This is a genomic window from Sulfitobacter sp. PS-8MA, from assembly GCF_040933935.1.
GTDB lineage: Bacteria > Pseudomonadota > Alphaproteobacteria > Rhodobacterales > Rhodobacteraceae > Sulfitobacter.
In genome coordinates this window covers 113,024-139,990 of record NZ_JBFQYJ010000008.1, presented here as the reverse complement: position 1 = coordinate 139,990, position 26,967 = coordinate 113,024, and the positions used below count along the sequence as shown (strand labels likewise).

At 63.5% G+C, this 26,967-nt stretch carries 22 protein-coding genes and 1 pseudogene; 14 read left to right on the top strand and 9 right to left on the bottom strand.

Going from position 1 to position 26,967, the window contains the following annotated elements:
• Positions 1-55 precede the first annotated feature (55 nt).
• The 3 genes and pseudogenes from glf to AB4M76_RS18905 all read left to right on the top strand — a co-directional run bounded on the left by glf (position 56) and on the right by AB4M76_RS18905 (position 1,594).
• Positions 56-1,192, top strand: a complete 1,137-nt coding sequence (glf, locus tag AB4M76_RS18915; protein ID WP_368443820.1) for a UDP-galactopyranose mutase — start codon at positions 56-58, stop codon at positions 1,190-1,192.
• Between the two features lie 48 nt (positions 1,193-1,240).
• Positions 1,241-1,351, top strand: a pseudogene (locus tag AB4M76_RS18910) (calcium-binding protein); the annotation flags it as partial.
• Positions 1,352-1,396: 45 nt separating this feature from the next.
• Entirely contained in the window at positions 1,397-1,594 is a 198-nt protein-coding gene (locus tag AB4M76_RS18905; RefSeq protein WP_368443792.1) for a hypothetical protein, read from the top strand.
• A gap of 50 nt (positions 1,595-1,644) precedes the next feature.
• Here the strand turns inward: AB4M76_RS18905 and AB4M76_RS18900 are convergent, their stop codons facing one another.
• The 3 genes from AB4M76_RS18900 to AB4M76_RS18890 all read right to left on the bottom strand — a co-directional run bounded on the left by AB4M76_RS18900 (position 1,645) and on the right by AB4M76_RS18890 (position 7,037).
• The gene (locus AB4M76_RS18900) at positions 1,645-4,953 is read right to left on the bottom strand and encodes a hypothetical protein (RefSeq protein ID WP_368443790.1); all 3,309 of its coding nucleotides are present in this window, start codon (positions 4,951-4,953) and stop codon (positions 1,645-1,647) included.
• A gap of 152 nt (positions 4,954-5,105) precedes the next feature.
• Positions 5,106-5,762, bottom strand: a complete 657-nt coding sequence (locus AB4M76_RS18895; protein ID WP_368443788.1) for an ABC transporter ATP-binding protein — start codon at positions 5,760-5,762, stop codon at positions 5,106-5,108.
• A gap of 15 nt (positions 5,763-5,777) precedes the next feature.
• Positions 5,778-7,037 carry a sugar transporter gene (locus AB4M76_RS18890; RefSeq protein WP_368443786.1) on the bottom strand — a complete coding sequence of 420 codons (1,260 nt, stop codon included), beginning with the start codon at positions 7,035-7,037 and terminating at the stop codon, positions 5,778-5,780.
• Positions 7,038-7,326: 289 nt separating this feature from the next.
• On the opposite strand from AB4M76_RS18890, the gene AB4M76_RS18885 reads away from it, so the two are divergent.
• Positions 7,327-8,199, top strand: a complete 873-nt coding sequence (locus AB4M76_RS18885) for an ABC transporter permease (protein WP_368443784.1) — start codon at positions 7,327-7,329, stop codon at positions 8,197-8,199.
• A gap of 9 nt (positions 8,200-8,208) precedes the next feature.
• Here AB4M76_RS18885 and AB4M76_RS18880 read toward each other — a convergent pair whose 3' ends face one another.
• The gene (locus AB4M76_RS18880; protein WP_368443782.1) at positions 8,209-9,207 is read right to left on the bottom strand and encodes a glycosyltransferase; all 999 of its coding nucleotides are present in this window, start codon (positions 9,205-9,207) and stop codon (positions 8,209-8,211) included.
• Between the two features lie 120 nt (positions 9,208-9,327).
• Here AB4M76_RS18880 and rfbC point away from each other — a divergent pair, with 120 nt between their 5' ends.
• The 4 genes from rfbC to rfbA are packed head-to-tail and all read left to right on the top strand — an operon-like array spanning position 9,328 to position 12,633.
• Positions 9,328-9,888 (top strand): dTDP-4-dehydrorhamnose 3,5-epimerase, encoded by a 561-nt coding sequence (rfbC, locus tag AB4M76_RS18875; RefSeq protein ID WP_368443780.1) that lies wholly within the window; start codon positions 9,328-9,330, stop codon positions 9,886-9,888.
• Positions 9,885-10,925 carry a dTDP-glucose 4,6-dehydratase gene (rfbB, locus tag AB4M76_RS18870; protein WP_368443778.1) on the top strand — a complete coding sequence of 347 codons (1,041 nt, stop codon included), beginning with the start codon at positions 9,885-9,887 and terminating at the stop codon, positions 10,923-10,925. Before rfbC ends, rfbB begins: the two co-directional genes overlap by 4 nt.
• Positions 10,922-11,767: a dTDP-4-dehydrorhamnose reductase gene (gene rfbD, locus AB4M76_RS18865; protein ID WP_368443776.1), complete on the top strand. Its 846-nt coding sequence runs from the start codon at positions 10,922-10,924 to the stop codon at positions 11,765-11,767. Before rfbB ends, rfbD begins: the two co-directional genes overlap by 4 nt.
• Positions 11,764-12,633: a glucose-1-phosphate thymidylyltransferase RfbA gene (gene rfbA, locus AB4M76_RS18860; RefSeq protein WP_368443774.1), complete on the top strand. Its 870-nt coding sequence runs from the start codon at positions 11,764-11,766 to the stop codon at positions 12,631-12,633. The genes rfbD and rfbA overlap by 4 nt, the downstream gene beginning before the upstream one ends.
• Before the next feature lie 7 nt (positions 12,634-12,640).
• Here rfbA and AB4M76_RS18855 read toward each other — a convergent pair whose 3' ends face one another.
• From AB4M76_RS18855 to AB4M76_RS18845, 3 genes are all read right to left on the bottom strand, one after another.
• Positions 12,641-14,182 carry a phospholipase D-like domain-containing protein gene (locus tag AB4M76_RS18855; protein ID WP_368443772.1) on the bottom strand — a complete coding sequence of 514 codons (1,542 nt, stop codon included), beginning with the start codon at positions 14,180-14,182 and terminating at the stop codon, positions 12,641-12,643.
• A 134-nt stretch (positions 14,183-14,316) separates the two neighbouring features.
• Positions 14,317-17,406, bottom strand: coding sequence for an efflux RND transporter permease subunit (locus AB4M76_RS18850; RefSeq protein WP_368443770.1), 3,090 nt, complete (start codon positions 17,404-17,406; stop codon positions 14,317-14,319).
• Positions 17,403-18,575 carry an efflux RND transporter periplasmic adaptor subunit gene (locus AB4M76_RS18845; RefSeq protein ID WP_368443768.1) on the bottom strand — a complete coding sequence of 391 codons (1,173 nt, stop codon included), beginning with the start codon at positions 18,573-18,575 and terminating at the stop codon, positions 17,403-17,405. Before AB4M76_RS18845 ends, AB4M76_RS18850 begins: the two co-directional genes overlap by 4 nt.
• 168 nt (positions 18,576-18,743) lie before the next feature.
• On the opposite strand from AB4M76_RS18845, the gene AB4M76_RS18840 reads away from it, so the two are divergent.
• On the top strand, positions 18,744-19,964 hold the full coding sequence (locus tag AB4M76_RS18840; protein WP_368443766.1) for an MFS transporter: 1,221 nt from the start codon (positions 18,744-18,746) through the stop codon (positions 19,962-19,964).
• Positions 19,965-19,975: 11 nt separating this feature from the next.
• On the opposite strand, the gene AB4M76_RS18835 is transcribed toward AB4M76_RS18840, so the two are convergent.
• Positions 19,976-22,039: an NAD(+) synthase gene (locus AB4M76_RS18835; protein WP_368443764.1), complete on the bottom strand. Its 2,064-nt coding sequence runs from the start codon at positions 22,037-22,039 to the stop codon at positions 19,976-19,978.
• Positions 22,036-22,536, bottom strand: a complete 501-nt coding sequence (locus AB4M76_RS18830; protein WP_368443762.1) for a CinA family protein — start codon at positions 22,534-22,536, stop codon at positions 22,036-22,038. The genes AB4M76_RS18835 and AB4M76_RS18830 overlap by 4 nt, the downstream gene beginning before the upstream one ends.
• A gap of 138 nt (positions 22,537-22,674) precedes the next feature.
• Between AB4M76_RS18830 and AB4M76_RS18825 the strand changes: the two genes are divergently transcribed.
• The 5 genes from AB4M76_RS18825 to AB4M76_RS18805 all read left to right on the top strand — a co-directional run bounded on the left by AB4M76_RS18825 (position 22,675) and on the right by AB4M76_RS18805 (position 26,876).
• On the top strand, positions 22,675-23,304 hold the full coding sequence (locus AB4M76_RS18825) for a glutathione S-transferase family protein (protein WP_368443760.1): 630 nt from the start codon (positions 22,675-22,677) through the stop codon (positions 23,302-23,304).
• 194 nt (positions 23,305-23,498) lie between these two features.
• Positions 23,499-24,599 carry an acyl-CoA dehydrogenase gene (locus AB4M76_RS18820; RefSeq protein WP_368443758.1) on the top strand — a complete coding sequence of 367 codons (1,101 nt, stop codon included), beginning with the start codon at positions 23,499-23,501 and terminating at the stop codon, positions 24,597-24,599.
• Positions 24,596-25,297, top strand: a complete 702-nt coding sequence (locus tag AB4M76_RS18815) for a PIG-L deacetylase family protein (protein ID WP_368443756.1) — start codon at positions 24,596-24,598, stop codon at positions 25,295-25,297. The genes AB4M76_RS18820 and AB4M76_RS18815 overlap by 4 nt, the downstream gene beginning before the upstream one ends.
• Complete coding sequence (locus AB4M76_RS18810; protein ID WP_368443754.1) at positions 25,297-25,860, top strand: trans-aconitate 2-methyltransferase; 564 nt, start codon at positions 25,297-25,299, stop codon at positions 25,858-25,860. Before AB4M76_RS18815 ends, AB4M76_RS18810 begins: the two co-directional genes overlap by 1 nt.
• Complete coding sequence (locus tag AB4M76_RS18805) at positions 25,857-26,876, top strand: glycosyltransferase family 2 protein (RefSeq protein ID WP_368443752.1); 1,020 nt, start codon at positions 25,857-25,859, stop codon at positions 26,874-26,876. The genes AB4M76_RS18810 and AB4M76_RS18805 overlap by 4 nt, the downstream gene beginning before the upstream one ends.
• Positions 26,877-26,967: the final 91 nt, after the last annotated feature.

The window sequence follows — 26,967 nt, the reverse complement described above, 5'->3', positions numbered from 1 at the left end:
CTTGCAGGAAGCTGTCCAGCATGAGATGAGCTTTGCCAAAGTCAGGAGAACGATGATGGATATTTTACTCGTAGGGGCAGGTCTGTCCGGGGCTGTGATCGGACGCAAGCTTGCCGAAGCGGGGCATAATATCACGATCGTTGAATCCCGCGACCATGTGGGCGGCAACTGCCACACCACACGCGATCCAAAGACCGGGGTGATGGTCCATGTCTATGGCCCGCATATCTTTCACACCGATGATGAAGAGGTCTGGAACTACGTCAACAGCTTCGAGACCTTCATGCCCTATAAGAACCGGGTCAAGACCACCTCCAAGGGTCAGGTATTCTCGCTGCCGATCAACCTGCATACGATCAATCAATTCTACCACAAGACCATGCGCCCCGACGAAGCCCGCGCCTTTATCGAAGCGCAGGCCGACACGTCGATCGAAAATCCGCAGACCTTCGAAGAGCAGGCGCAACGCTTTGTGGGCAACGACCTTTATGAAGCATTTTTCAAAGGCTACACGATCAAACAATGGGGGGTTCACCCGTCGGAACTGCCCGCATCGATCCTGAAACGTCTGCCGGTGCGCTTTAACTACGACGACAATTATTTCTTCCATAAGTTTCAGGGCATGCCAGAGAACGGCTACACCGCGATGATCGAGCGCATTCTGGATCACCCGTCGATCACCGTGCATCTGAACAGCTTCTTCACCCGCGATCAGGCGGCGGATTATGATCACGTGTTCTATGCTGGCCCGCTGGACGGCTGGTTTGACTTCGAACTGGGCCGCCTGGGCTACCGGACGCTGGATTTCGAACAGTTCACCTATGACGGCGACTATCAGGGCTGTGCTGTGATGAATTACGGCGAGGAATCCGTTCCCTATACGCGCATCACCGAACATAAACATTTCAGCCCTTGGGAAAGCCACGACGGCTCTGTCCTCTACAAGGAATTCTCGCGTCTGGCTGGCCCGGAGGACATCCCCTATTATCCGATCCGCCAGGTGGACGAGAAAGCGCTCTTGGCCGACTATGTGGCCTTGGCGGAACAGCAGAGCGGCGTGACCTTTGTTGGACGGCTGGGCACCTATCGCTACCTCGATATGGATGTGACCATTCGCGAAGCCCTGGACACGGCCGAGACCTTCCTGGCGCAGGGCAAAGACACGCCGGTCTTTGTGAAGTCACCGCTTTAACGCGCGACAGGCGTTTCGGCACGGCCCTTTCACCGAGGGGGCAACGGTGATGACCTGTTCCAAGGCGGCGCGGGCGAAGATGTCATCTTTGGCCGTCTGGGCAATGATACGATCAATGGCGGTGCCGGTGCCGACGTTCTTGATGGCGGTGCGGGGGCGGACACATTCGTCTTCGACGCGTCAGACTTCGCCGGGAGCGGCCAGGTGGACGTCATCAACAACTTCGAGGTTGGCCTCGATGTGATGCAGATGAACGGTATCACCCGCGACGATGTGACGTTCCTCTATACGGCGGACGGAAGCCATGTGAATATCTTCGTCGATGCCGCCCCTGAAATTCACCTCTTTGGCGAGGCGGGGGAATACGACAACTTCAGCTACGACAATTTCGCCTTCGTCTGACAAAGGTGCGTCCGGCACCCTTTGGGGTGCCGGATTGCCCCCCCTGCCTGTCACAGGATATCGATCGCATCGGCCAACCCCTGAAGGGTCGTCAGGTTCTCCAGCTGCAATATCTGACCATCGCCGAAATCGATCACCACCCCCTCCTGCGAGACCCGCGCCAGGTCTTGAACGATCCCGCGCGCGGTGGCGCCGCCTGTCAGGGCGCTGTTCAGGGCCAGCCTATCGACCCCGACCTGAAAATCCACGATCACGTCGCGGGACATATCGGCGCCGAATACGAAAGTATCCGCCCCTGGCCCGCCGTTGATCGTGTCCTGCCCCAAACGGCCATCCTGGGCGGTATCGACATAGACATCATCGCCGTGGCCCAGATAGATGCGGTCACGCCCGTTCCCGCCAAAGACCACATCATCCCCGGCCCCTGCATCGATGGTATCAAACCCGCTGCCCCCATAGACTGAATCATTCCCCAGCCGGGCAAGGATCAGATCGCTGCCGTTCTCGCCAAAGAACCTGTCATCCCCATTGCCGCCTTGGATCGTGTCATTGCCGCCCCCCGCAAAGACGGTATCGCGGCCCGCAACGCCGCCCTGCGGGGTGTCCCAAAAGATATCCGCGCCTGCGCCAAGGTAGGTTTCATCGCGGCCATCACCGCCCCACACGCGGTCATCACCGTCCCCGGCATAAACCGTGTCATTGCCGCGTCGCGCATGGATGATGTCGTTCCCCCATTCACCAAAGAAGACGTCATCGCCATTGCCGCCTTGGATCGTGTCATTGCCATAGCCGGCAAACACCGTGTCGCGCCCCGCCTCTCCTCCCTGGCCATTGTCCACGAACAGATCGTTTCCCTGATTCAGATAGACACGATCCCGCCCATTGCCCCCATAGACCAGATCGGCCCCATCGCCAGCATGGATAATGTCGTTATTGTCGCCCCCGTAAATCCTGTCGTTGCCAAGCCGCGCGAAAATGACGTCATTCCCGGTGTCGCCATGGAAGACGTCATCGCCATTGCCCCCGGCGATCGTGTCATTGCCACTGCCGCCAAAGACCGTGTCGCGCCCGAACACCCCGCCCTGCGCGTTGTCATAGAAAACGTCATTCCCCGCGCCAAGAAACGCCAGATCGCGCCCGTTCCCGCCCCAAACGCTGTCGGCGCCCGCGCCCGATCGGATGGTGTCAAAGTTCCCCCCGCCAAAAATCCGGTTCCCATCCGCGCCGCCGATCAGGCTGTCGTTCCCCGCACCGCCGTGAAGCTCGTCGCCGCCTTCGGCACTGGTGATCGTGTCGTTGCCCGCGTTCCCAAAGACCGTGTCGCGCCCGAGTACCCCGCCCTGCGCGTTGTCATAGAAAACGTCATTCCCCGCGCCGAGAAACGCCAGATCGCGCCCGTTCCCGCCCCAAACGCTGTCGGCACCCGCCCCCGAGTGTATGGTGTCAAAGTTCACCCCGCCGAAAATCCGGTTCCCATCCGCGCCGCCGATCAGGCTGTCGTTCCCCGCGCCGCCGTGAAGCTCGTCGCCGCCTTCGGCACTGGTGATCGTGTCGTTGCCCGCGTCGCCAAAGACAATGTCGAACTTCTGGTCATCGCGGGAGGGAGTTTCGAGATAGACGTCATCGCCGTCGTCAAGGTGGATTTCATCGCGCCCTCCGCTGCCTTGCACGGTGTCGTTCCCGGCCCCTGCGAAAACCGTATCCGCGCCCGCGCCGTCGTCGATCTTGTCCGCCCCATCGCCCGCATGGATCAGATCGTTGCCATTGCCGCTATAGATCGCGTCGCTCCCGTCGGTGCCTTCCAGCGTGTCCGCACCGCGCCCCCCGCGCACTTCGTTCTGCAGCACCAGAAGCGGCCTGTCGATGGCCCAGTCAATCGCGCCTTCAATGTCGTTCTGGGTGAGCGCGCCCCTTGTGGACCGAAGGTCCAGTTCCTCGCCCCGAAAGGTCAGACGCGCGCCCCAGTTCATCCGGGTCACGGTGATTTGCCCCATGCTGTAGAGCATCGGCACCTGCGACAGGTCCAATCTATCCTGCGCCGGATTGAAGTCGTTGATCACATCCCGCACCCCGTCAAAGGCGATGACAAAGCGGTCGGCCCCCGCCCCGCCCGTCAGCGTGTCAGCGCCCGCCCCGTCGCTCAGGATATCATCCCCCGCGCCGCCGCTCAGCCGATCCGCCCCGGCGCCGCCGACCACGATATCATCCCGGCCCGCACCACTCAGCACCTCGCCGCCGTCTCCAGCGCGCATGAGCCTGCCCTGCCCGGACAGATCAACGCTCAGGGCGGTGATTTCGGCACGTTGGTGGCTGGTGAGCAAAAGGTTCAGTTGCCCCCCCACCACGACCGCCGTCAGATCGCTCACGCTGTCGAGCGACGCGCCGGGCGCGGTGGTGATCGTATCGAGGTGAACCAATTTCCCGCTCGGCAGCAGGGTGAAAAGGTCGATCCCCTGATCGCCGCCGCCCGCGAGCAGATATTGAAACCCGTTATGCTCGACCACGGAGATGGCGGAAACCGCGCCAAAACGGGTCGAGAGATTATCCAAGATGTGATCGGCCACGATCAACTGCCCCTCGGCGGTCAGCTCCATCACCGACAGCGCGGCACCTTTCGTGGCCTCCCCCCGTGACGCCACAATGACGAATGTCTTCCCGCCAATCTGCGCGGTGGCCAGATCGGCGGGCGTGTCAAACAGCCCCAGCCCCAGATTGATGCCCATGGCACCGGTCGGCGTCAGCCGGCCATTGGCGTCATTCACCGCAAAGACCGAAACCCCGGTATCGCCCACGCTGCTGCAGAGCAGATAGGTCCGCCCCTGCAGGGTGACGCTTTCCAGGGCGGTCGGCGTTTGGTGAAAGGTGCTGTTGTTGTCCCACCGCAGAGCCCCGGCATTCAGCGCCCCGTTCTGGCCGACCGAAAACCCCCGCAGGCTGCCGTCGGAGGCTGCCGAGTAGATAAACCCATTGTCGGTCTGCACGGTGAGCGTATCGCGCGCGCCCGCCGCCTGCGTCGCGGTAAGCGCGACGCTCGGCCCAAGACCCTCCGGCGTCATGCGGTAGCCGACAAGCGTGTTATCGCCGCCCGCGCCAACCACCACCACGGTCTCAGACCCACTGTCGATAAGCGCGAGCCGCCCGTCCACAGTATCCGTCACATTCGCGCTGTGGTAGCGCTGCTCCAGCAGACGCGGCCGGCCCTGCGCGTCGAACCCGATACAGATCACCCCGCCGTCACGGCCAGAAACCGACACGACAATCGGCCCCGCATCGGTCTGAACCACTTCGAGATGGTTCAGCCCCACCCCCATGCCCTCAAACAACCGCCCGACAGCACCTTCAAAGCGCAGATCCACCATAGCTCACCCCGTATTCTTCCCGGGATCAGAATGGCGGCGGCCTGCGGTGACTTGGGCTTGTTTTTATGGCCAAACTGCGGAGCTTGATCGTAATTTGTATAAACGATACAGGCAGTTATGAGACCTTGTTAACCAGACCCGCGAGTCAAAGGTTAACCCTCCATCAGCGCCTTATGTGTGTGAATGGCCTCGTCTAGATCACTGAAGTGGGTGATTTTTCCATTGTCCAGCACCAGCCCTTCGTCACAGAACGCGCGGACTTCGGGCATGTTGTGGGTCACGAGGATCGCACTGGCGTCAACCATACGTTCGCGGAAAACCTTACGGCTCTTGCGGCGGAACTGCTCATCGCCCACGGCGGTCACCTCGTCGACAAGATAGATGTCAAAGCGGATTCCCATCGACGTTCCGAACGCCAAACGCGAGCGCATCCCCGAAGAGTAGCTGCGCACGGGAGCATGAAAATGCTCCCCGATCTCGGCGAACCGTTCGACGAAATGGACCAGTTCGTCAGAATCCACCCCATAGACCCGGGCGATGAACCGCACATTCTGCGCGCCGGTCAGATCAAGGTGGAAAGACCCGGCAAAGCCAACCGGCCAAGAGATCGTGCCGGTGGTCACAATCCGCCCGGCGTCGGGCTTCAGGGTGCCCGCGATCAGTTGCAGCAACGTCGACTTTCCCGCCCCGTTGCGTCCCAAGAGCGCGATGGATTTGCCCGGAGGCAGGGTTAGGTTCAGGTTGTCGATCACCACTTTGCGGGTGTTATTCGCCCAATACCCTTTGGTCAGGTTCTCGAAACGGATCATCGCCTATTCTCCAGCCTAGCGCCGGTCGCGGATCGAATAATAGATCAAGGCAAAGATTGACCAGGCCATCACCAGAAACAAGGCCGTCAGACCCAGAATGATGAACCGTTGGGGATATTGCGAACTCTCGGCCCTTGTCGGGTCGATATAGGTCGCCAGATAGCGGGACTGGCGCGCGGCGGAGGCGCGGGCAACATCCAAGGCCGTCAGCGCCGCGCGATAGGCTTCTTCGGCATATTCGCGGTCAACGGTAAGCCGTTCAAACTCGGCAATCAGGTTCGGGTAGTCTTCGTTGATCTGGCCGTTGGTCGCATCGTCCGAGGCGAAACTTTCGCGCTCCGAGGCAATCCGCTCCTGAATGACCGCGATCCGGCGCCGGGCCTGCGCGACCCGGGGGTCATCGGGGCTGGACGCGCCCAGCAGAAGGTCGAAATCGATAAAGGCCTGCGCCAACTGTTGTTGCAGATTGCTCATCACGCCCAAACGGCTTTGCAGATCGGCAGCCGGGTCGACGATCTGGGTGCGGGTGCGGAAATCCGTCAGCGCTTCGCGGGCTTCCTTCAGCCGGTCCAAGGATTGCTGGAGGTCGTCCAAGGCATAGCGCGTGGCGTCGCGGCGCGCGGTGTCGGACAGCCGGTTGATCATAATCTGGCTCTGCGCGACGATCTCCGTCGCGATGGCCTGCGCATAATCGGGATCAAAGGCCAACACCTGCACCTCGATCAACCCGCTTCCCTGATCATAGGAAATCCGCACGATCCGCTTCCAGAACCACAGCAGATCCTCCGCATCCGCATCCGGCCAGAGCGAGAACACCTTATCCGCGGTCAGCAGGTCGCCGTCCCAATAGCGGGAATAATGCGCGCGCAGGTCGAGCTTTTGGTCCACCAGATCGACGAGCCGCTGGCTTTGGATGAATTCATAAAGAATATCCGTGTCCGACGCCCCGCTGCCGCCGCCAAGCCCCGGGATAATGCCCAGAAAATCGCTCGCCGTGGCGCCTTCTTCGCGCTGCACCGAAAACCCGGTGGTCGAGGCGTATTGATCCTTGGCGATGGCAAACAGATAGAACCCCGTGACCGCGACCGGCAGGATCACCAAGAGAATAAAGGAAACCACCTGCCCCCAATGACGCCGCTTCATCTGCGCGGGTGCTGCGGGCTCCGGCGTCGGCTCCAGCGGCACCCCGTCTTTCGACACCGCGGGCGGCGGTTGTTCGCCCTTTTTGAGCACACGTTCTTCGAGAACCGGCTTGCCGGGCTGCGGTCCGGGCAACAAGGGCCCCTCTTGCATAGGCGGCGGAACTTTGTTCGCGGACGTTTTAGAACTCATTATAAGTCTTCATTGTTGTTGTGGGGTCATCAGCGCGGAACATCTCTTTGTTCCTAACGCAAATTTCCCGCGTGTTGAATTGAAATCCGCGGGGGCAGCAGATAGAACTTAAAGCGCCTGCGCCCTGCCCCTGATCGCCTCTTTCTTCTGGTGGTTGGACAGCTATCTTCACTATCGGCAGAGGATGGTGGCCTTGCCCGAACCCTGCGACAGCTTGAGATTGATTACCCCTATGCCAGCCTCTTCCCTGTCCTACGGCCCTGACCACGGCGACGATCTGCCGGCGGTGATCGCACGCGAGCCGATTGGAGAAGCGCCCCAGACCCCCCGCCCCCGGCGCAGCTTTGCGTCGTTTCGCACCATCAGCGCCCTGATGCTGCGCGAAATGTCGACCCGCTACGGGCGCACTGCCGGCGGCTATTTCTGGGCGCTGCTTGAGCCTGTGGCGGCGGTGATGATCATGGCGATCGGGTTTTCGCTCCTGCTGCGGGTGCCGCCCTTGGGGGTCAGCTTCTTTCTGTTCTATGCCTCAGGCTACCTGCCCTTCCATGTCTATCAGCAGATCGCAAACTTTGTGGCGCGTTCAATTACCTTTTCGCGGCCCTTGTTGTTCTATCCTGCGGTGACATGGATCGACGCGGTGCTGGCCCGTTTTATCCTGAACGCGCTGACCGGCATTATGGTCAGCGCCGTGACCCTGGTGCTGATCATGGTCTCGCTGAAAACCCGGACAACGCTGGATGTCTGGCCGATCCTTCTGGGCACCGGCATGGCGCTACTGCTGGGCTTTGGTGTCGGCGTGGTCAATTGCGCGCTGTCGGGGCTCTACCCGGTGTGGGAGATCGTTTGGTCCATCGTCACACGGCCTTTGTTCATCGCTTCGGGGGTTTTGTTCACCTATGAGGACCTGCCGCGCACGGTGCAGGAAATCCTGTGGTACAATCCGCTGCTGCATGTGGTCGGGATCTTTCGTCAGGGGATCTACCCGCTTTACTCCCCCGAATATATCTCAAAGCCCTATGTCGTCGCCGTGGCCCTTGGCCTCATGGCCATGGGGCTTTTGCTGCTCAAGCGTTATTACCGCCAGATCATCGAGAATGGCTAAGCCGCGGGCTTAGCGTGGCGTTTCATCCCCCCAGCCCAGCACGACATCGTGGTCGACTTTCTTGCGGGACAGCAACCCGTCCCTGAGCGCGCGCAGCACCAGTCCGACATAGCGCCGGCGATGGCCTTTGTAGTTCTGAACCTTCAAGAGCCATTTCAGCGCCACCGCAGGCAGCACCAGCGCAAACCATTTGCCGGCGCAGAGCCGGTACACCATCAGCAGGTTCCGGTAGTGGTAATAGGTCTTCCAAAGCGGCCGGAACCGCTGCTTTTCCGAGTTCAGGGTCGAGAAATTATGGTCAAACCGCAGTGCCGGGTCAAAAAGAATGCGCCCGCCCCGCGCCCGCAGCCGCAGCGTATAAAGCACATCATCGCCATAGATGAACAGATCCCCATCCGGGTACTCTGCCAATTCTACGCCCGCGCGAGAGATAAAGAACCCCACAAAGGAGGTGCCGTCGATGTCGCGCGGCTCTGCCGCGTTATAGGCCTCTTCGCCCAGATGAAACCCGTTGCGGCCCGAGCCTGTCACGGTTTTGCGCAGGACAGCGCGGTTCCAGAAAGGGTTGATCGACGGGCGGTTGATGTCGCAAATGCGGCCGTCCAGAGTATAGCACGCCGCCGCCCAGCCATGCGCCATTGACCGATCCTGGCTGTGAAACCGCGCCAGCGTGCCAACCTCGGGGCGGCCATCGTCGTCCATCAGCACCAGCCAATCCGGATCATGGACGCGGACCGCATGGCGCATGCCCTGCTCGAACCCGCCCGCCCCGCCGATATTCCTGGCAGAGCGGATCACATCCACCCGGCCATCCTGTTGCGCCAGCCTGGCAAGATAGGCATCGGTTCCATCGACGGAGGCATTGTCGAAAACCACCACGGCGGCGAGGTGATCCGGCGGGCTTTCCAAGAGGCGCGCCAGCGTGACCTTCAACTCGGACAGGCGGTTGAAGGTTGCCACTACAGCGACAAGTCGGCAGGCAACAGCGTCTGAAGTGGCATTGTTCATAGCGCACGCTTTGGCGGCTTGCGCCGGGCTTGTCAAACCTTTGCCATGATATTGCGCTTTCTGCGCGCATATTTTCGCGATAACCAAATCAGAGCGTGTGCATAGGACAGGTGACGTGACATGCAAGTTGAAGAGACGCCCCTTGCAGGGCTGAAAGTGCTAACCCCAACGCGGTTCGGCGACGCCCGCGGGTTCTTTAGCGAAAGCTGGAATCGCGCGCGTATGGCGCAGGCGGGGTTGGATTATGACTTCGTGCAAGACAATCACTCCTGGTCCGCCCGCGCGGGGACGCTGAGGGGGCTACACTACCAATCCCCGCCCCATGCGCAGGCCAAGCTCGTTCGCTGCGGGCGGGGGCGGCTTTGGGATGTGGCGGTCGACATTCGCAAGGGCGCGCCGACCTATGGGCAGTGGTTTGGCACGGAACTGAGCTTTGACAACGGGCGCCAACTGATGATCCCGGCGGGGTTCCTGCATGGGTTCGTCACGCTGACGGACGACGTCGAGATCGTCTATAAATGCAGTGATTTCTACGCCGCTGACTGTGACGGCGCGGTGGCATGGGACAGCTGCGGGATCCACTGGCCCTTTGATGCCCCCCCGATTTTGTCTGACAAGGACAAGGCGGCCCTGCCGTTCAGCGCCTTTGACAGCCCCTTCACCTTCGGAGCGCGCCAATGAAGCTTTTGGTCACCGGAGGATCGGGTTTTATCGGCTCCGCCGTGGTCCGACTGGCCATCGCGCGGGGGCATGAGGTGGTGAACCTTGATGCGCTGACCTATGCCGCCTGTCAGGAGAACCTCATCAGCGTGGCGGACAACCCGGCCTATGCCTTCGAACATGGGAACATCTGCGACCGCGCCGCGCTCGACAATGTCCTGGCGCAGCACCGGCCCGACGCGATCCTGCATCTTGCCGCGGAAAGCCATGTGGATCGGTCCATCGACGGGCCGGGCAGCTTTATCGACACGAATATCACCGGCACCTATACTTTGCTCGAAGCGGCGCGTTCCTATTGGCAGAGCCGCGGGCGGGACGATGCATTCCGCTTTCTGCATGTCTCGACCGATGAGGTTTTCGGCTCTCTGGGCGCCACCGGCTTTTTCACCGAAGACACGCCCTACGACCCCCGCAGCCCCTATTCCGCGTCAAAGGCCGCGTCGGATCATCTGGTCCGGGCCTGGCATCACACCTATGGGCTGCCGGTGCTGCTGACGAATTGCTCGAACAATTACGGGCCGTATCATTTCCCCGAAAAACTGATCCCGGTGGTGATCCTGCGCGCGCTCGGCGGCAAGGCGATCCCGGTTTACGGCAGGGGCGAGAACATCCGCGATTGGCTCTATGTCGAAGACCACGCCGATGCGCTTTTGACCGTCTTGGGGCGGGGGGCATTGGGCGAAAGCTATAACATCGGGGGCGAGAATGAGCTGCGCAATATCGATCTGGTGCGTATGATCTGCGCCATCTTGGATCGGCAGCGGCCCGCAGATGCGCCCTATGCCACGCAGATCGAATTTGTCGCCGACCGCCCCGGCCACGACCAGCGCTATGCGATTGATCCCAGCCGCATTCGCGAAGACTTGGGCTGGCGGCCTGCAACCCCGCTAGAAGAGGGGCTGGAAAAAACCGTGCGCTGGTATCTGGAGAATGAGGACTGGTGGCGCGCCTTGAAGGACCGGCAGGGTGTGGGCGCGCGTCTGGGGCAGCGCTCGTGATCTTGGTCTTTGGCAAGACCGGTCAGGTCGCGCGCGAATTGGCCCGGCGCCGGGGCGCGCGCGAAGTGATCTGTCTCGACCGTGCCGAGGCCGATCTGACCGATCCGGCGCAATGCGTGGCGGCAATCAAGCGGCACCGCCCCCGCGCGGTGATCAACGCCGCCGCCTATACCGCCGTGGACCGGGCCGAAACCGAAGCGGCGCTGGCCGAGACCGTCAATGCCACCACGCCCAGAGCTATGGCGCAGACCTGTGCCGCGCTTGACCTGCCCTTGCTTCATATCTCGACGGATTATGTCTTCGACGGCAGCGGCGACCAGCTCCATAGGCCAGGCGATCAGACCGCCCCGCAGAATGTCTATGGCCGCAGCAAACTGGCGGGGGAAAGGGGTATTCGGGCAGCGGGTGGCGCGCATCTGATCCTGCGCACCTCCTGGGTGTTTTCCGCACATGGGGCGAATTTCGTGAAGACCATGCTGCGGCTGGCCGAGACGCGCGAAAGTCTCTCTGTGGTGAATGATCAATATGGCGGGCCGACCCCGGCGGCGGGGATTGCGGAGGCGCTGCTGCGCCTCTCTGACGCGATGCTGGCCGGGCATCGGGGCGGCACCTATCACTACGCCGGCACGCCCGACGCCACATGGGCCGATTTCGCCCGCGAGATCTTTGCCCAGACGGGCCGCGCGGTGGAGGTGACGGGCACTGCGACGGCGGACTACCCGACCCCGGCCACACGCCCGCTCAATTCGCGATTGGATTGCAGCAGCCTAAAAACGGACTTCGGCATCTCCCGACCAGAGTGGCGCGCCGCATTGGCGGATGTTTTAAAGGAGCTTTCATGACCGACCGCAAAGGCATCATTCTTGCCGGGGGCACCGGCTCACGCCTGCATCCGATCACCATCGGCATCTCCAAACAACTGCTGCCGATCTATGACAAACCGATGATCTTCTACCCGCTTTCCGTGCTGATGCTGGCCGGAATCAGGGAGATCGCGGTGATCACCACGCCGCATGACCGGGCCCAGTTCGAGCGCACCTTGGGCGACGGCAGTCAATGGGGCCTGTCGCTGACCTATATCGAACAGCCCAGTCCCGACGGGTTGGCGCAGGCCTATCTGCTAGCGGCGGATTTCCTCGACGGTGCGCCTTCGGTCATGGTGCTGGGGGACAATATCTTTTTCGGCCACGGGCTGCCCGAACAGCTGGCCCGCGCGGGGCGTCTTACCACCGGGGGCACGGTCTTTGGCTACCGCGTCAACGACCCCGAGCGTTACGGGGTGGTGGATTTCGCCGAAGATGGCAGCGTGCGCGCCATCGTGGAAAAACCCGACATTCCCCCCTCGCGCTATGCGGTCACCGGACTGTATTTTCTCGACGGCACAGCGCCCGAGCGGGCGCGGGCGGTGCAGCCTTCTGACCGGGGCGAGCTTGAGATCACCTCGCTGCTCGAAAGCTACCTGAGCGAGGGGCAGTTGCAGGTGCAGCAGATGGGCCGGGGCTATGCCTGGCTCGACACCGGCACCCATGCCTCGCTGCTGGATGCCGGCAACTTCGTGCGGACCCTGTCGCAGCGGCAGGGCCAACAGGTGGGCTGCCCGGAAGAGATCGCCTTTCTGAGCGGCTGGATCAGCGCCGCCGATCTGGAAGCCCGCGCCGATCTCTTTGCGAAAACCGACTACGGCAGCTATCTGCGCGGGCTGCTATAGCGCGGCCTTAGCGGTCCCACCGCCCCCATTTGCGCCAGGCCAGCCATGCCACCGCAGCGCCGCCCGCGATCAGAGCCAGATGCCGCGGCCTGATGCCCCGCCCGGTCGTGGCCCCCTCGCCGGGACGGTAGCGCGGGTCGAGCAGCCGGGTATTGGCGAGAAAACCACCGAACATGGTTTCGCGCCGGCGCAGAATCTTGCGCAGCCCCCGGCCTCGTTTCGGGTTCAGCACCTCAATGGTCCGGATCATCGAACCTGTGGCGGCCATCACCTCTTCCACGGTCTGAACCGGCATGCCAAGATGCTCGGCCATCAACCCCGTGCGAAAGCCCGCGATCACCTCTGCCGGATGTTCAATCGCCACGTCGCATTCGGTATCGAACCCCATCGAGCGGTCGTTCAGATTGCTGGAACCCAAGCGCAGCAGCTTGTCATCAATCACCATGATCTTGGCATGGACATAGATCGGCTCCCCGGCTTCGGTAACCGGGTAGTAGATGCGGAAACGGTTTTGATGATCGGCATGGCGCAGACGTTTGACCAGGCGCTCGCGCAGCACATGCATCGCGTCATCTTCAAGCCAGTTCTCCGCATGGTGGGGATTGATGATGACGATCTCGGGGCCGTCATGTTCCAGCAACCGCTCTTCGATCGCGTCACAGATGGATTCCGCCGCGAAATACTGCGACTCGATATAGATATAGTCCCGCGCCGATCTGATCGCCGACAGGTAGAGATGTTCGATCTCATTGATCAAGGGTTCCCCGCTGAACGGCGGCTCGGTCCGGGCGATGGCCACATCCACGTTTTCGGCGGACACCGGCAGCCCCTCGGGCCATTCGGATTGCGGCACGCCATGGGGCGGCTTGATCTCATCCCCGGTGGCCCGCAGCCAGCGTCGGCGGGACAGTTCCGCCAGGGCCTTGGCCGCCGGACCTGCAAGCGCCGATGTCGCGTCATGCCATGGGCCCGAGAGCGAGCCATCTCTGCGCAGGCGGCGGGGGTCATTGGGCAGATGTTCGGGCGTGTCCCAGCGGGCCTCGGTCGCGTCGATGCCGCCGCAAAAGGCCATTGAATCGTCTGCCACGACGATCTTTTGGTGATGACAGGCGCCAAAGGGGTGATGCCCGTCCAGGGCGAAATGAATCCGGTCGCCGCCAAAAAGGCTGAGCGCAAGCGAGGGGACCAAACGCCCGGGCGCGGCGAGCACCGCGCCGTTCCACTTCAGCAGATAGACATGCAACTCCGGCGTGCGCTCAACCACCGCCTCGACAAAGGCGCCCAATTGATTGGGAAAACCGTCTGGCGCCAGCCCATTTTCGTCGCTTTCACCGGGCAGCATCTCAAGCTCGAAATCAAAGTCCCAGCCGATCAGCAGCAGTTCCCGGCGCGCGTTCAGGAACACCCTGCGCAGCACACGAAAGTAATCCGCCGCATCCACGATCAGCGACAGTTTCTCGGCCCGAACCACGCGCCAGCAGCTGTCTTCATTGAACAAGGTCTTGGGCCGTTCCGGGGCCGTCACTTCATCGGGCTCTGTAAAGCTCATCTCGCCGCGCACGCGTTTGTCCCCTTTTGTTTCGCTCGTTTTTGCAAGCTGTTGTGAGATGCTAACGCCTGCCCCCTTGGGGAAGTTGCATAGCGGCAGAGATTTAGGACAAATGGGCGCGCGCCCCCGGCCCGTCAGACGGGCCGCGCCTCGGCCATTTCATCTTGCAGCCGCGCCTCTTCGACAGCCTTGGGCGTGGTGAAACGCGCAAGCAGCAGATAGGCCACCGGGGTGAGGTAGAGGGTCGAGAGCGTCGCCATGCCAAGCCCGCCGACGATCACCCAGCCAAGCGCCTCACGCGCCTCGGCCCCGGCGCCGGAGGACAGGATAAGCGGCACGCCCCCGAGCACGGTGGAGGTCATGGTCATCATCACCGGGCGCAGGCGGATCGTCGAGGCGCCAAAGATCGCCGCATGGACATCGGCGCCCCTGTCGCGCAGTTGATTGGCGAATTCGACAATCAGAATGCCGTTTTTGGCCATGATCCCGATCAGCATCACCAGCCCGATCTGGCTGTAGACATTCAGGCTTTGCCCGGTGAAAAGCAGGGCAAAGACCGCGCAGGCGAGGCCCAGAGGGACCGTCGACATGACGACAATCGCCGAGATGAAACTCTCGAACTGCGCCGACAGGACGAGGAAGACCACCAGAATGGCAAAGCCAAAGGTAACGGCCAGACCCGCCCCGGTCTGGTCCAGCGCCGCAGCTTCGGCCAGAGGCAGGATGCGGTTTTCCTCGCTCAGCACCTCCGCTCCGATCGCGCGCACCTCTTCCAAAGCATCGCCCAGCGACAGCGCGGGGGTGAGCCCGGCCGAGATCGACACCGACCGGTTCTGCCCCTCCCGGTCCAGCGAGGGTGCGACGGCGCGTTCTTCCAGCGTCACGAAACTCGCCAGCGGGATCATCTGCCCCGCGCCGGATTGGACAAAGATATTCTCAAGGTCGCGCGGGTCGTCGATCCTGTCCGATGTCGACAGCAGTTGCACACCGTAGCTGGTGTCATCGATAAAGACCGAGGCGACCTCGCGGCTGTCCAGCATGGCCTGCAACGCCGGCCCCAGCCCGGCGATGTCCACGCCAAGATCCGCCGCCAGTGTCCGGTCGATCTGCACGAAAAGCTGGGGCTGCGTGCGCTCATAGCCAAGCCGCACATTGCCCATCGCCGGATTCTGCGAAAGCCGGTCCACCATGGTCTGCGAAACCTCGGCCAATTGCGCGTAGTTGTTGCCGGTGATGGCAAAGGTCAGCCCCCGCCCCGCGCCGCGAATGCCAAGCGAATTGGGCTGGATCGCAAAGGCCCTTACCCCCACGACACCGCGCAGCTTGCCGTTGATCTCGCCCACGATCTCATCCTGCGAACGGGCGCGGGCCTCCCAATTGGCGAGGGTAAAGACCATGAAACCCCGGTTGCCCGCGCCAAAGCCGCTGATCGAAAAGACATTGGTGATCTCGCCCGCCTCTTGCAGCGGCGCGATCAGCCCTTCGATCTCGCGCATCTTGGATTGGGTATAGTCCAGCGATACCCCCTGCGGGGCCGAGACGCTCAACAGGGCAACCGCGCGGTCTTCGCGCGGGGTCAGCTCTTGCCGGATGCCCCCGGCCAGCAAGACCGCCGTCAGAGCGACGAAACCCGCCAGCAGCAGCACCACGAAAGGCATTGCCAAAGCCGCGCGCAGGGTGGCGGCGTAGAGCGCGAATAACCCGTTGCCCAGGCGCACCATCGGTCCGCGCGGTGTTTGCTCGGACGGGCGCGCCAGCAGGCGGCTGGCCAGCATCGGGCAGAGCGTCAGCGCGATAACCGACGACAGCCCCACCGCCATGGCCAGCGTATAGCCGAACTCCCGAAACAGCCCACCGGCCTGACCGGGCAGGAAGGACAGCGGCACAAAGACCGCCGCCAATGTCGCCGTGGTGGTGATGACGGCAAAGAAGACCTGCGCCGTGCCATGCACCGCCGCCGCCCGCGGGGCCATGCCCGCCGCCCGTTGCCGCACGATATTCTCCAGCACGACAATGGCATCATCCACCACCATGCCTGTCGCCAGTACCAGCGCCAGCAAGGTCAGAATATTGACCGAGAACCCGGCCAGATAGATCGCCGCCAAAGTGCCCACCAGCGCCACCGGCAGGGTCAGCGCCGGGATCATCGTGGCCCGCGGGTCGCGCAGAAAGACAAAGATCACCGCCACGACAATCGCCACCGCGATGGCGAGGGTGCGCAGCACTTCTTGGATCGAGCCGGAGATGAAGGTCGCGTCATCGGAGGTGACAAAGATGCTCACATCCGGCGGCAGGCTTTCGGAAAGAGCGGCCACCACCCGGCGCACATCCCGCGAAATCTCCAATGTGTTCGAGGTCGCCTGCCGGATGATACCGATGCCCAGCCCCAACTGCCCATTCGCGCGCAGCACCGTCTCGCCCGTGTCGGGGCCAAGGGTCACCCTGGCCACATCCCCCAGATGCACGTTTTCCTTGAGCTCAAGCGCCGCGAAAGCCTCTGGCGTGGCGACGCTGGCGGTGGTGCGCACATTGATCGACTGCCCCTCCCCCGCCAAATCGCCCGCGGGCGCGTCATAGGCCACGTCCGACAGAACCCGCTGAATATCGCCCAGGGTCAGCCCGCGACTGGCAAGGGCAAGCTGGTCAATATCGACGCGAAAGAAGGGCTCACGGTCGCCGTAGACCTGCAGATCGGCCACCCCGCTGACCGAGATCAGCCGGTCTTCGACCCGGTCCTGCACCAGCCGGGTCAGGTCTTCGGGCGAGCGGCCCCTTGAGGTGACGGCAATGCGCATGACGGGCTGGGCATCGGCGTCGGCCTTGACGATCTGCGGCGCCTCCGCCCCGTCGGGCAGTTGGTTGGCCACCCGCGCCACCGCGTCGCGCACATCGGTCGCAGCGACGTCGATGTTCACACTCTCATTGAATTCCAGTGTGACCCGGCTGCGCCCGAACTGCGAGCTTGACGAGATCGCCCGCACCCCGGTGACCCGCCCGACCGCGCCTTCGATCCGGCCCGTCAGCTCCTTGTCGACAGTCTCGGGCGCGGCGCCGGTGAAACTTGTGCTCACGGTTACGACAGGCCGGTCCACATTGGGCAGCTCGCGGATCTCGGCCCCGAAGAGGGCGGCAATCCCGGCAAGGACGATCAGCGCGTTGAGCACCACGGCAAGGATCGGGCGGCGCACGAATAGGGCGGTGCCGGAAAGCGTGCTCTCGTTCATAGCGTCTGCTTCGACCCGGCATCCGCGCCGGTCTCGGCGCTGCCCGCCTGGTTGCTGACGCGCAGCGCGCTGCCCTCGCGCAGGGACTGCACGCCCTCGGTCACCACCGATTGTCCCGGCGTCAGCCCCTCGGACCGGACCAGCACCGAGCCGCTGTTGCGCTGCACGATCTCCACCGCGATCCGCCGCGCCTTGCCCTCCTGCACGGCCCAGACAAAGGCGCCGTCACTGTCCCATTGCACCGCCAAAGGGGCGACGGACAAGAGCGGCGCGCCTTCAAAGGTCAGGCTTACCGAAAAGGCCATGCCCGCGCGCAGCAGATCATCGCCATTGGGCACCCGGCCCCGCACCCGCAACGTGCGGCTGGCGCGGTCGATCACACTGTCGATGGCGCTGATCTCGCCGGTCAGTTCCACATCGCGCAGCCCCAGCGGGGTGACGGTGATCGCCTTGCCCAAACGCAGCTTGTTGACCACCCGGTCAGGCAGGCGGAAATCGACCAGGATCTCGCTGCGGTCGGTCAATGTGACCAGAACATCCTGTGTGCCGACACGGTCGCCGACGGAGATATCTGTGATCCCCACCCAGCCCGAGATCGGCGCGAGGATCTGGCGCTGCGAGAGGTCAAACTCGGCCTGCCGCTTGGCCAGTTCAGCGCGGCGCAGGGCCAGTTCGGTCTCGCGCAGCCGCACTTCGGTCACCGCGCCGGTGTCCTTGAGCCGGGCCACGCGGGCCTGTTCGGCCTGCGCGTCTTCCAGTTGCAACTCGGCGGTCTGAAGCGCGATCCGCTCGGCCTCGTCCTGCAAGCTGGCAAGGACCGTGCCCGCCGTAACCCGCTCCCCCGCGGGCAGGGAGAGCTGGGTGATCACCCCGGCGCTGCCGGGCCGCACCGTCACCGTGCGTTTGGCCTGCCCGTCGCCAAGGGCGGTGATCCGGTCGGCCAGATTTTCCTCGACCACCGGCGCGGTCACCACCAGCGCCGCCCCCCGGCCCGGGCGCGGCCCGGGGGCCGCCGCCGCTGGCGCCTCGGGGCTGGCCTCGATCCCGAACAGGTCCAACAGGCCCAGCTGCGCCGCATAGGGGCGCGCGGCGGGGACATAGGTGATCAGCAGGTAGGCCCCGCCGATCAGAACCAGCAGAAAGACAAGTAGTTGGCGCAAGGCGGACACGGCATGGCTTTCAATTTACTTTCCAAATGACATATTCCATCAGCCCCGCGCAAAACGCACGTCAATTCTGCTTGAGGCCGAAATGCACCGCGGCGGCGGGCAAAGTTGGAAATCAGGATGCCGGGGATCATATAGGTCAATCGATGCGGCGCAAAGTGCGGAGGGATCATGCGTTCCACAATCTTCCCATTGGTCACCTTGCTGCTGGGCTTTTCGCTTTTGCAGATGAGCAACGGGCTGCAAGGCACGCTGCTTGCCATTCGCGCGGGGTTGGAAGGCTTTAGCGGGCTGACCACGGGTCTGATCATGTCGGGCTTTTTCGCCGGGCTGAGCATCGGCTCCTTTATTGCGCCGCGGCTGATCAGCGGGGTCGGCCATATCCGCACCTTTGCCGCCCTGGCCTCTGTCGCCTCGGCGGCGGCGTTGATGCATCTGGCCTTTGTCGACCCCTGGGTCTGGATCGCGGTGCGCAGCCTCACCGGCTTTGCCTTTGCGGGGCTGATCATCGTGACGGAAAGCTGGCTCAACGCCTCGGTCAGCTCGGCGCAGCGGGGCAAGCTGCTGGCGGTCTACGGCATGGTTGGCATGGCCTCGGGGGCGGCGGGGCAGTTTCTGCTCAACCTCGGCGACCCGGCGGAGTTCATCCTCTTCGTACTGGTGTCCATCGTGATGTCTCTGGCGCTTGTGCCGATTTCCCTCGCCCGTGTCGAAGGGCCGCTGTCGGATGAGACCCAGGAGCCGCCGTCACTGCGCCGGCTTTGGGGGTTGTCGCCCTATGGCGCGGTGGCGGCGGGGCTGGTGGGGGCGTCGATCGGCACCTTCTACGGGTTGGCCCCGCTTTTTGCGCAGGAGATGGACTATGCGCAGTCGCGCATCGCCCTCTTGATCGCGGCCTTCACCGTGGGCGGGCTGCTCTTGCAGTTTCCGCTGGGCTGGCTGTCAGACCGGATCAGCCGCCGCGGTCTGGGGGTGGGGCTGGCCGCCGCGGGGGGGCTGATGATGATGCTCACCCTGCCCATCCCCGCGCCTTCGGGCACCGTCTTGCTGATCCTTGGCTTTGCGATCGGCGGGCTGGTTCTGCCCGCGCAGTCCATCGTCATCGCCCATGTGAACGACCGCGCGCCCGGCTCTGCCGTGGTCGCCGTGTCGGGGGGGCTGGTGTTGATGCAGGGCATCGGCGCGGCCCTCGGGCCGCTCTTGGCCGGGTGGCTGCTGGACGTCATGGGGCCGCGCGGCCTGCCGCTGGCCCTTGGCGGGTTCCAGATTGCGATCGTGGCATGGGGCCTGTTGCGGATGGGCCTGCGCAGCGATCCCGAAACCCGCGAACGGCATGCCGCACCGCCGCTCACCCCCAACTTTGTCGAAGGCGATCTGAGCCGCGAAGAATAGCGCGCCGCGGCTCAGTCTTCCGGCCAGACCTCGGGCACATTCCTGCGCAGCTCGTCCAGCCAGGGCGAGGCCACACTGTCCGAGGGCGCGCGCCAGTCACCGCGCGGGCTCAGCGCGCCCCCGGCGCTGACCTTTGGCCCGTTCGGCAGGGCCGAGCGTTTGAACTGGCTGGTGGCAAAGAAGCGGTGGAGGAACTTCTCCAGCCAATGGCGGATGGTTTGCAGATCATAGGCATTGCGCTTGGCCTCGGGAAACCCGACAGGCCAGAGCCCCTGCCCCGCATCATGCCAGGCCTGATAGGCCAGAAAGGCCACCTTTGAGGGCGCCAGCCCGTAGCGCATGGTGTGGAAGAGGAAGAAATCGTTCAGCTCATAGGGGCCGATCATCGCCTCGGTGCTTTGAATTTCCTCATCCTCCCCTGCAGGAACCAGCTCCGGCGAAATCTCGGTGTTGAGGATCGCATCCAGCACCGCATGGGTCTGCGGATCGAACTGATCGCTGCTGATGCTCCAGCGAATGAGATATTGGATCAGCGTCTTGGGCACGCCGGTGTTCACCGCATAATGGCTCATCTGATCGCCGACGCCATAGGTGCACCAGCCCAGGGCCAGTTCGCTAAGGTCGCCGGTGCCGATCACGAAACCCTTGCGCTGGTTCGCAAGCCGGAAGAGATAATCGGTGCGCAGCCCGGCCTGGACGTTTTCAAAGGTGACGTCATAGATCGGCTCGCCGCCGGAAAACGGGTGATCCATGTCCTCCAGCATCTGCCGCGCGGCGGGGCGGATGTCGATCTCCTCGGCGGTGATGCCCATGGCGCGCATCAGCTTCCACGCGTTCGACTTGGTGCCTTCAGAGGTGGCGAAACCGGGCATGGTATAGCCCAGGATACGCTCGCGCGGCAGGCCCATACGGTCGCAGGCCTTGGCCGCCACGATCAGCGCATGGGTCGAATCCAGCCCGCCCGAAATGCCGATCACCATGGTCTCGCCCTGTGTCGCCTCAAAGCGGCGGCGCAGCCCCTCGACCTGGATGTTGAAGGCCTCATAGCAATCCTGATCGAGATGGCTTTCGCGGTTCGGCACATAGGGGAAACGCCGTATGGGGCGGATCAGCCCGGCGGCGGCGTTATGGGGCTGGTGCTCGAACCGCACCCGCCGGAAGGCCGGCTCGCGGTGCCGTGCGGCATCGTTGAAACTGCCGGTGCGCATGCGTTCGGACTGGATGCGCCCGCTGTCGATGTCGGCGATGGTCAGTTCCGGCTCCAGCATAAAGCGGGTCGATTCCGCCATGAGATCGCCCAGCTCATGGATCATGCCCTGCCCGTCCCATGCCAGATCTGTGGTGCTCTCCCCCGGTCCGGCAGCGGAATAGACATAGGCCGCAAAGGCCCGCATCGACTGCGAGCGGCAAAGCAGATGCCGGTCCGAGGATTTACCGATCACGATATTCGAGGCCGAGAGATTGGTCAGGATCAAGGCCCCATCGAGCGCCGCTTCCGAGGACGGGGGCGCCGGGGTCCAGAGGTCTTCGCAGATCTCTGTATGAAAAATCAGCCCGGGCAGATCGGTGGCTTCAAAGATCAGATCATCGCCAAAAGGCACGGTCTGGCCTGCGACGGTGATCTCGCCCTCCGTGGCACGGCCATGGGCGAACCAGCGTTTTTCATAGAACTCGCGGTAATTCGGCAGATAGGATTTCGGCACCACGCCCAGAATCCGCCCCCGCGAAAGGGCGATGGCGCAGTTGTAAAGCCGCCCGTCCCGGCGCAGAGGTGCGCCGATCAGGGTCACCGGCTTCAGATCAGCACTTTCCTCGACCAGAACCGCAATGGCCTCTTCGACGGCGGTCAGCAGCGCGTCCTGTAGATGCAGATCATCAATGGCATAGGACGACAGGCAAAGCTCCGGGCAGACCATCAGATCAACCCGCGTGGCATCCGCACGGCGCATTTCCTCCAGCAGACTGTCGCGGTTAAAACTTACATCCGCAGGCCGCACCCGCGGGGTGCTGGCGGCCACCCGGATGAAGCCATGACGGTGGTAGGAGGCAAAACTTGCCGTGTCGGTGCTGCTCATGTCAATGTCTCCTCCAACATATCCAGTATCGTCTCAAGGCTGCGCTGCCGGATCAGATCGCGCCCTATGGGCCCGAAGGATCTGACCCGATGAACGGTGTTCCGACCTAGCTGCGCAAGGGCAAAATGTACAAGCCCCTCTTCGTCCTCTTCCCCCGCAGGGCCGGCAAATCCCGTGGTCGAGACCGCAATATCCGCCCCGGAGCGGGACAGCGCCCCCTCGGCCATGGCAATCGCCACGGCCTGAGAGACCGCGCCCTGCTCGGCCAAAAGCCGGCATTCGACCCCCAGCACCTCCTGTTTCGCTCGGTCGGTGTAGGACACAAACCCCCGCTCAAAAGCATGGGAACAGCCCTCGATATCGGTCAGCAGCGCGGCCACCAGACCGCCGGTGCAGCTTTCCGCCGTGGCGATTTTGCGGTCGGTATCACAGAGCCTTTGCAACACGGCCTTCGCGCGGCGGGCGCTGTCCTGCGAGGGGTAATGGTCTTTTTGCATCTTTCAACTTTCCCTATCCCGTTACCCTTCAAACCGACGGGCGCGGCCCCGGTTCCGCGATAGCGCTCGCGTTGACCCTGTCTCGCGGCCCCCCTAGCATCGCCGCCTGTAACCGCGCCGCCGCAAGAAGGACGTTTTATGATCGATCTCTACACATGGACCACGCCCAACGGACGCAAAGTCTCGATCCTGCTCGAAGAACTGGGGCTCGATTATACCGTGCATTCCATCGACATCGGCCAAGACGCCCAGTTTGATCCGGCATTTCTCAAGATCAGCCCCAACAATAAAATCCCCGCCATCGTGGACCATGAGAGCGGGGTGCGCCTGATGGAATCCGGCGCGATCCTGTGGTATCTCGCGGAAAAGCACGGGCGGTTCCTGCCCGAAGGTCAGGCCGCGCGGGCCGAGGTCATGCAATGGCTGATGTGGCAGATGGGCGGGCTTGGCCCGATGGCCGGGCAGGCGCATCATTTCCTGCATTTCAACCCCGGCAAATCCGCCTATGCCGAGGCGCGTTTCGCGCGCGAACTGCAGCGGCTTTATGCGGTGCTCGACAAGCAACTGTCCGATCAGCCCTTTATCTGCGGCAGCTACAGCATTGCGGATATCGCCTGTTGGCCTTGGGTCTCGCGCTATGAATGGCAGCAGATCGACCTTGCGGGTTACCCCAATCTGCGCCGCTGGTACCGCGAAATCCGCAGCCGTGCGCCGGTGCAGAAAGGCTACCATGTGCCCAAGGTGATGGGCGATATCCCTCCGGGCTGACGCGCCTTTCCACCGCCGCAATCTGCCCCCCGCGCCTTTCCGTGGGAACCAATGCGCTCTCAGATAAGTTGCATTTTCCGAGGGCGGTTCTGTTATCCGAGACTACCGGCATGGAACGCCCCGTCCACCTATGGGGAGTGAGATGTGGCGTTTGATCCGGTGACGAGACCCAGCAGAACGCGGCGAGCGGCCCGATGAACAGCGCGCCGCAGTTCGCTGTTTTCCCCGCCTCGGGCGATGAGACGCCGGTTCTGTCCGACACGACCCGCGCCATGTTGCGCGCCAATGCCCCGAAAGAGGAGTGCGGCGACGCGCCCATCGGCGCGTCGATGGATCTCTTGCGCGGTGAAGGCTTGATGCTGGACGACGGCACCGAGAATCCGCAACGCACCGTGGCGGCCCTGATGCAGATCGGGGCGGCCAATCTGAGCGTCGGACGGCTTTGGGAAGGGCATGTGAACGCGCTGCGGCTGCTGCGGCTCTATGGCAGCGCCGGGCAGGTCCGCAGGGCAGAGGCTCTGATCGCCTCCGGCGCGCTTCTGGGGGTTTGGGGCGCGGATGGTGCCCCGCCGGTCACGCGCGACGAGAACACGGGTAAACTCAACGGCGAAAAGCTCTTCGCCTCTGGTTTGGGCACGGTCACCCATGCGCTGATCACGGTCAATTCCGGGCCGGAGGTGCAGCTGGCGCTGGTCGATGTGCGGGACGAGAACCGCGCCGATGCGCGCCAATGGGACATGCTCGGGATGCGGGCCACCGCGTCGGGCAAGTTCGACTTTACCGGGCTTTCGCTGGACAAAAGCGCCCTGATCGGCGCGCCGGGCAATTATCTGGCCGAGCCGCATTTCATCGGCGGCGTCTGGCGCATTGCAGCGCTTCAGGCCGGGGCCGCTGCCGGGCTGATTGGCGCGGCGGCAGAGCAACTGCGCGCAGCTGATCGGCTGGAGGCCGAAGCGCAGAAAACCCGGCTGATGCAGGTGCTGATGCGGGTCTGGGCGGGCATGGCCATGGCCGAACGGGCCGCCACGGCAGCGCAATGCGACAGTCTGGACCCTGAACGCATCGTCGCCACCTCAATCGCCGCGCGGCTTTTCACCGAGGAGGTCGGACTAGAGGCGATCAGCGCGGTGGAGCAAAGCCTTGGCCTGCGCCACTTCACCCAAAGCGCCGAGACCGGCCGCATGGCACGCGATCTTTCGGTCTATCTGCGGCAGGCGGCGCGGGATGCCTTTCTTCAACGGGCTGCGGGCCAGGCGCTGGCCGAGGATGAGGGTTTCTGGGGGGTCTTTAAATGAACGCACAGGCGCCAATCTCCGCTGCGGCCCTTTCCGGCGAAGAGAAGATCGTCGTTCTGGCACCGCACCCGGATGATGAGACCTTGGGCTGCGGTGGTCTGCTCACCCGCGCCTTTGCCGGGGCGGGGGCGCATGTGATCTGCCTCACCGATGGCAGCGCCAGCCACCCTGGGTCAACCCTCTGGCCGCCCCGGCGTCTGGCCGAGGAACGGCGGCGGGAGTTGATCGCGGCACTCCGCATCCTTGGCGGCAGCGCGGCCGATCTGACCTGGCTGGGCCTGCCCGACAGTCTTTTGCACGAAGAAGACCTCAGCAGCATTGGCGCCGCATTGCAGCAGGTGGTTCACGATCAAAAGGCCCGGCATATCTTCGTCCCGGCGCAGGAGGACAAACATTGCGATCATAAGACCACCGCCCGGATTGCCACCGCGCTGCGCCGCGACAACCCCGATCTGCAGTTCTACAGCTACCCGGTCTGGAGCCGTTGGGAGGACCCCGATTTCGCCCAACGTGCGGCGGCGCATGGGGCCATTCACCTCGAAACCGCCCACGCAGAGAGCCGCAAACGCGCGGCCATTGCCGCGCATCGCAGCCAGCTGGGGCAACTGGTGACGGACGACCCCCAAGGCTTTGTCCTGCCGACGGAATTTATTGAGAAATTTGCGAGCGAAAGCGAAATTTTTTGGAGGATGCCGTGATGGGTGTGGGTCTGGATCATCTGCAAGGGCTTTATGCCGAGACCTCAGACCCTTGGGGCTTTGCCGATAGCCCGTACGAGCAGAGCAAATTCGCCGCCACCCGCGCAGCCCTTGCGCAGAGCGGCTATCGGTCGGCCTTTGAACTCGGTTGCGGCAATGGCGAATTGGCCCGTCACCTCAGCGACATCTGCGCGCGCTATACCGGGATGGACGCGGTCGCCACCGCCCTGCGCGCCGCGCGGGTGCGGGTGCCCGAGGCGCGGTTCATCCAGGGCTTCTATCCCGGCCCGCTGCCCGAAGGGGATTTCGACCTGATCATTCTGTCCGAGGTCTTGTATTTTCTGGACCCGGAGGGGCTGGCGCAACTGGCCGGGGATATCACCGCCCGCTGGCCCGGGGCCGAAGTGCTCTGCGTGACCTGGCTGGGCGACACCGGGAACCCGCTGCAAGGCACCGAAGCGCTGCGGGTGTTCACCGACGCCCTGCAGGGCCATCGGTTCACCCGCCTGGCCGAAACCCCGAATTACCGCATTGACCGTGGCCTGCCGAGGCGCCCCGAATGAGCTTCGCGCGCTGCATAGACACCGCCATCATCATTCCCGCCCGCGACGAGGCCGCGCGGATCGCGCACTGTCTTGCCGCCCTTGCGCCGCAGTGCAGCGAGCGGGTGCAGATCATTCTGGTGGTGAACAATACCAGCGATGCCACGGCCCAGATCGCGCAGCGCGCGGCGACATCTTTGAACATCGACCTTCAGGTCTTGGAGGTTACCTATGCCCCCCAGCTTGGCGTCGGAGAGGCGCGGCGGCGCGGGGCAGAACAGGCTTTGCAAAGCCTGCCCCATCTGCGGCATCTGCTGACCACCGATGCCGATTGCCGGGTGGCGCCGGACTGGGTCGCCTGCAACCTGCGCCATTTGCAAACGGTCGATGCGGTCTGCGGCAAGGTCGATCTGCACCCCGGCGAAATCGCCTGGCTTGCCGGGCTGGACCGCGGCTTTCAAGATCAGGAAAACCGCTACCGCAAACTGGTGCAGCGGGTCTTTGCCCGCCACGCGCCCAACTGCGCCGATTTGGACGGCAGCCACGGCCAGGCGCCGGGGGCGAGCCTTGGTTTCACCCGCGACGCCTATGCCCGCGCGGGAGGATTTGAGCCGATCCCCTGCGGCGAGGACCGCGCGATCATCCGCTGCATGCGCGAGATCGGGCTGCAGGTGCGCCATGCAAGCGAGTTGCGCGTCGCGGCCTCTTGTCGGCTTACGGGTCGCGCGGTTGGTGGCATGTCCGACACGCTGCGGCTTCGCCTCTCCGGGCAGGACTATTTCGCCGATGACTGCCTGCCCCGCGCCGGGGATCTGATCCGGCAGGCCCAAAGCGGAGCGTTGGGCGTCTGGCCGCCCAAGGTTGCGCCGGGCGACTGTATCCCGATGCGCGCGCTGTCCGAGCATCGGGCAAAGCTGCAAAACTTCCTTGCCAAACCCTTGCCTGCCCCCGCAGCCCTGCCGCCCCAAAGCCCGCTGCAACTGCCCGCACATTCCGGTCAGCAGCGGATCTATGCCGCGCCCACGACCAAGGGCTAACCCGCGCGCCAAGGAAGCGGGGCCAGCCCGGAACCCCGGCGGGTTCGTTTGGTTACTCCCAGACAGGCGCGCCACGGGGTCGCGCATCCAG

Coding starts and splice junctions, on each gene's coding strand:
- glf (WP_368443820.1), top strand. CDS start 56: ATGGATATTTTACTCGTAGGGGCAGGTCTGTCCGGGGCTGTGATCGGA.
- AB4M76_RS18900 (WP_368443790.1), bottom strand. CDS start 4,953: ATGGTGGATCTGCGCTTTGAAGGTGCTGTCGGGCGGTTGTTTGAGGGC.
- AB4M76_RS18895 (WP_368443788.1), bottom strand. CDS start 5,762: ATGATCCGTTTCGAGAACCTGACCAAAGGGTATTGGGCGAATAACACC.
- AB4M76_RS18885 (WP_368443784.1), top strand. CDS start 7,327: ATGCCAGCCTCTTCCCTGTCCTACGGCCCTGACCACGGCGACGATCTG.
- AB4M76_RS18880 (WP_368443782.1), bottom strand. CDS start 9,207: ATGAACAATGCCACTTCAGACGCTGTTGCCTGCCGACTTGTCGCTGTA.
- rfbC (WP_368443780.1), top strand. CDS start 9,328: ATGCAAGTTGAAGAGACGCCCCTTGCAGGGCTGAAAGTGCTAACCCCA.
- rfbB (WP_368443778.1), top strand. CDS start 9,885: ATGAAGCTTTTGGTCACCGGAGGATCGGGTTTTATCGGCTCCGCCGTG.
- rfbA (WP_368443774.1), top strand. CDS start 11,764: ATGACCGACCGCAAAGGCATCATTCTTGCCGGGGGCACCGGCTCACGC.
- AB4M76_RS18855 (WP_368443772.1), bottom strand. CDS start 14,182: ATGAGCTTTACAGAGCCCGATGAAGTGACGGCCCCGGAACGGCCCAAG.
- AB4M76_RS18850 (WP_368443770.1), bottom strand. CDS start 17,406: ATGAACGAGAGCACGCTTTCCGGCACCGCCCTATTCGTGCGCCGCCCG.
- AB4M76_RS18840 (WP_368443766.1), top strand. CDS start 18,744: ATGCGTTCCACAATCTTCCCATTGGTCACCTTGCTGCTGGGCTTTTCG.
- AB4M76_RS18835 (WP_368443764.1), bottom strand. CDS start 22,039: ATGAGCAGCACCGACACGGCAAGTTTTGCCTCCTACCACCGTCATGGC.
- AB4M76_RS18830 (WP_368443762.1), bottom strand. CDS start 22,536: ATGCAAAAAGACCATTACCCCTCGCAGGACAGCGCCCGCCGCGCGAAG.
- AB4M76_RS18825 (WP_368443760.1), top strand. CDS start 22,675: ATGATCGATCTCTACACATGGACCACGCCCAACGGACGCAAAGTCTCG.
- AB4M76_RS18820 (WP_368443758.1), top strand. CDS start 23,499: ATGAACAGCGCGCCGCAGTTCGCTGTTTTCCCCGCCTCGGGCGATGAG.
- AB4M76_RS18815 (WP_368443756.1), top strand. CDS start 24,596: ATGAACGCACAGGCGCCAATCTCCGCTGCGGCCCTTTCCGGCGAAGAG.
- AB4M76_RS18810 (WP_368443754.1), top strand. CDS start 25,297: ATGGGTGTGGGTCTGGATCATCTGCAAGGGCTTTATGCCGAGACCTCA.
- AB4M76_RS18805 (WP_368443752.1), top strand. CDS start 25,857: ATGAGCTTCGCGCGCTGCATAGACACCGCCATCATCATTCCCGCCCGC.